At 36.3% G+C, this 3,442-nt stretch carries 3 protein-coding genes; 2 read left to right on the top strand and 1 reads right to left on the bottom strand.

Annotated elements, in window-relative coordinates:
- A partial coding sequence (locus B9T16_RS27030) for a protein phosphatase 2C domain-containing protein (RefSeq protein ID WP_410246213.1) occupies positions 1-945 on the top strand: 945 nt, incomplete at its 5' end.
- A 4-nt stretch (positions 946-949) separates the two neighbouring features.
- Entirely contained in the window at positions 950-2,707 is a 1,758-nt protein-coding gene (locus tag B9T16_RS27035) for a helix-hairpin-helix domain-containing protein (RefSeq protein ID WP_410246214.1), read from the top strand.
- A gap of 32 nt (positions 2,708-2,739) precedes the next feature.
- Here B9T16_RS27035 and B9T16_RS27040 read toward each other — a convergent pair whose 3' ends face one another.
- Positions 2,740-3,273 carry a hypothetical protein gene (locus B9T16_RS27040; protein WP_014276567.1) on the bottom strand — a complete coding sequence of 178 codons (534 nt, stop codon included), beginning with the start codon at positions 3,271-3,273 and terminating at the stop codon, positions 2,740-2,742.
- Between the last annotated feature and the right edge of the window lie 169 nt (positions 3,274-3,442).

Below are 3,442 nucleotides of genomic sequence, written 5' to 3' on the forward strand. Positions count from 1 at the left end.
TTTCCCAATTATCAACTTATATTCCAACCTCAAAAAGGAGAATATGCGAATGAGTATGTCCCGATCACTTCTGCTTCTGCTGATCAGTATATGCAAGTTAAAGTTATTGCTGAACCGATTGATTTTATTTGTGCAGCTACTGATGGCATAGAACATATTTCGTTGATTAAATCTAAACAATGGAAGGCTTATGATAAGTTTTTTGAGCCTGTGGAAACACAAATTATGCGTTCCCATAAAACAGAAGCGGAGACAAAAAATATTGTCAGTGATTGGCTAAAATCTGATGACATAAATCAAAGAACTGATGATGACAAAACGGTATTACTTTGTATTCAAAATAGTCAAAATCATAACTCTTCATCAGGTCCCATTCAATCATCAAACATCCAACTCAATCCCTCCCCCTCCCCTTCTGCTATTTCTCAATCACCATCTACATCAAGAGATCCCATTGAATCTTTGGAAGATGATTCACTAAATAGCCAACCATCATATAATATTCAGCCAGAATTTGACAAAATCAAGGAAGACATTTATAAATTCACCCAGAATCAGTATCATAATATAGATATAAAATTAAGTTTTAAAAAAAGAATTTTAACAATCTCTGTCATATCCGACCAAAAAGTAGATCAAAAAAATTTCATTGATTTACTGCGACGAATTGACTTTAATGATTATGAATTGCCGATTAAAGAAGTAAACATCAATCATAGAGGTAATCGAAACCATCAATATTGGCAATATAAATTTAGTCTTGATTCTATACAACCTTGGGTAAACAAAATGTTATACATAATCCTAATAGTTATTTTAATGACATTAATCAGCCTTTTGATAAGTATTTTGTCTAATGGATTATTGATGCAAATATTAATGTATATTGTATACAGTTTAATCTTAATCATTAGTGTTGATATTTATGTAAATCAAAGTAGATAGTATTATGAAGTATCTCAAATCTGAAACAACCGGAGAGTTGGTTAGTCTTAACAAAGAAATTGCCAGAGGAGGAGAAGCAATAATTTATGAGACTAGCAAGGCTGGTTTTGTAGCCAAGATATATCTTAAGTCAGCACCCAGTGATACTTGGGATAAACTACGCTTAATGATTAGTAATTCTCCCCAGCAACCAGCTTTAAAAAATGGACATATCTCAATTGTTTGGCCGCAGTGTATTCTCACAGATAAAGGAATACCAAAAGGGTTTTTACTGCCTTATATTAGCAATACATTAGAATTTTCAGTTATATATCATCCTGCTGCTAGAAAACAAAACGCCCCGACTTTTAATTGGTTATACTTACACGCTACAGCTATGAATATTGCGGCTTGTATTTCGTCTATTCATGCCAAAAAATATGTCATAGGAGATATTAATGGTCAAAATATTTTGGTAAAACGAAATACTTATGTTTCTATCATAGACACCGATTCTTTTCAAGTAACAAATCCTCGCAATTCAAAAGTCTATCGTTGTAATGTCGGGGTGGAAGAATATACGCCACCGGAAATGTACGGAAAAAGCTTTCGCGATTTCGATAGGCACGAAGTACATGATCGCTTTGGATTAGCTATTCTAATTTGGCAGTTACTTTTTAACGATCACCCGTTTTCAGGTAAGTGGAATGGCTCTGGTGACCCTCCAAGTTTAGGAGAAAAAATTGCTCAAGGACACTGGGTCTATGGTAAAAGCTCTAAGGTTAAACCTAGTCCCATAACCATATCATTTGATGTGATACATCCTCAGCTACAAGCCTTATTTCGTCGCTGTTTTGATGATGGACATCGCAATCCTTATGCTCGACCTAGTGCATCGGAATGGCAAAATGCTTTAGAAGTGGCAATCAAGGATTTAAAACAATGTTCTGTGGCCGGAGAACAGCATTATTATGCTAGAACCTATGGCAGATGTTACTGGTGTGAACGGAAAGCTCAAATTGGGGTTGATATATTTGAAAATCCTGCCGGATCAGCTTCGCCTAATACCGGAAGTTCATCTTTACCTACTATTATCAAAAATTGCGCTAATTCTAATTTAAATAAACCTACTATTACTCCAAGTTATGGATCACCTAATGTCCCTCCAAGCCCATTGCCTAGGCCCATATCCATATCACCTTTAACTATCCTTCCTACACCACCTGCACCTACTAATCAATTTACCCCCAGCAAACCCACTCATCCATTTGTTCAATGGATACAATTAAAAGTTGCTCAATTTAAAGTATCAAAAACACAAAAGTGGATTGCTGTAGCCTTGTGTATTGTTAGTGCCTCTGTTTATTTCGGTTGGCAATCCCAAATTCAAAAAACAGCTTCGCAATCCTCTGCAAATCAAACGGCGGGGCTAAATTCAGATCCTAAACAAACAATTGTTAGGTATTATCAGTTAGCCACCAGTAACAGAAAAGAGGCTATCAAGTTACTCAGCGACCCTTGGCGACGAAGAGCCGCTCAAAGGGTTAAGGATAATTGGTGGGATTCTGTCCGAAAAGTTGAGGTTTATGCTTTCCAGACTTTTGCTAAAAATAATAGCAAAGCCAAAATTAAAGTGTGGTTGAAATACCACATGAAAAATGGCCAGACTCCCTGTGAAAGCTTGATATTTAATTTAATTTTTGACCAAAATAAAAGTACCTGGCTTATCGATAGTGTAGAACCGAATAGTGTCRTCCAAAATCCATACTGTGATGCCAGATAATCTAATCCAAAATTCTCACAATTAAAATAAATTTACTCTATCCAATTCTGAACTTCTGGTAAGGGTAAATCTAAGGATTCGGCAATTTGTTCCGGTGTTAAACCGAGTTGACTTAGTTTCTCCACCGCCTTAAATTTAGTCTCTTGCAAGATATGTTCAACTATTTGGTCTTCATATATGGTATTTTTGACTGGAGATTCAGGATGGACTTTATCCTGATGTTCTAAATTGGCTGTTTCATAATTACTGCAAAGATTAATAGTATTAACGCGCACATTATTGCCAATAAAAGGAGACTGATAATTTACAAACCCTAAACGCTCAACTGTAGCGACTAAATTTGATTTATTAACATCTTGATCAAAGACTTTTGATAATAACTGCCACAGTTCGTATCCCTTATCCTTGGCATGACCTGTGCTACATCCGTACTGCTTGGCGATCGCACTATACTTGTCCCCATTCAGGACTCCCTTTAAAATCGCTAATTGCAGACTATCCAAGTGTTCCCCAGTTTGTTCAAACACAAACTCATCAATCGAGTTAACCACACTTTGCCACTCCATCACCTCTAAATTCTCCTTCCGAAACATCTCCTTTTTTATGATTATCCATCATAACCCCTGGCTCAAATCGTCGCCATAAAAGAATAAAGGGGTTGACAAGGGGAGGAGCGATCGCCTAGATTCAATGTATTCGTCTCCCATGGCTATACTCATGACTAAAAAATCAACA

This window comes from Arthrospira sp. PCC 8006 (genome assembly GCF_046480465.1).
GTDB classification, from domain to species: Bacteria; Cyanobacteriota; Cyanobacteriia; order Cyanobacteriales; family Microcoleaceae; genus Limnospira; species Limnospira platensis.